This is a genomic window from Holdemanella sp. DFI.5.55 (genome assembly GCF_020593575.1).
Taxonomy (GTDB): Bacteria; Bacillota_I; Bacilli_A; order Erysipelotrichales; family Erysipelotrichaceae; genus Holdemanella; species Holdemanella hominis.
This window is the reverse complement of record NZ_JAJDMK010000176.1, coordinates 1-862: the sequence shown is the minus strand read 5'-3', so window position 1 is coordinate 862 and position 862 is coordinate 1. Positions and strand designations below refer to the sequence as shown.

1 protein-coding gene is annotated in these 862 nt (G+C 36.9%); it reads right to left on the bottom strand.

Annotated elements, in window-relative coordinates:
• Window positions 1–862, bottom strand: an 862-nt coding sequence (locus tag LJE08_RS13650) for an ATP-grasp domain-containing protein (protein ID WP_227403536.1), incomplete at both ends; no start/stop codon positions are given.

The window sequence follows — 862 nt, the reverse complement described above, 5'->3', positions numbered from 1 at the left end:
GTACGAGATGAACGTGGGTTTACCTCTAATACATATACGTTACTTTCTTTATCTACAATGAACTGGATGTTGTATAAACCAACAAATTCAAAGCCTTTACCAATTCTTGTTCCATAATCAATAATTGTATCTTTCACTTGTTGAGAAATTGTCTGAGTTGGATATACACTAATTGAGTCACCAGAGTGAACACCGGCACGTTCGATATGTTCCATGACACCTGGAATATATACGTTCTTTCCATCCGCAATCGCATCGATTTCTAGTTCTTTACCAACAATATATTTATCAACTAAGATTGGAGCATCATGACTGATTTCCTTTACGGCTGTTGCCATATATACTCTTAATTCATCATCATTATGTACGATTTCCATAGCACGACCACCCAATACGTAACTTGGACGAACAAGTACTGGATAACCAATCTTATTGGCGATAACGAGTGATTCTTCAACTGTTACTGCAGTTTCACCTTGTGGTTGAGGAATATTCAATTTATGTAACATCGCTTCAAATTCATGACGGTCTTCCGCTAAATCAATAGAGTGTAGTGAAGTACCTAGAATCTTAACACCATGTTCTACCAATGAATCTGCTAAGTTGATAGCGGTTTGTCCACCAAATTGAACAATAACACCCAATGGTTTTTCTAAATCAATAACGTGCATTACATCTTCTGTAGTTAGTGGTTCAAAATACAATTTGTCACTAATTGAGAAATCGGTTGATACAGTTTCTGGGTTGTTGTTGATGATGATAGCTTCATATCCTGCATCTCTTAATGTTTCTACGCAGTGTACTGTCGCATAGTCAAACTCAACACCTTGTCCAATACGAATTGGTCCTGAACCTAACACAA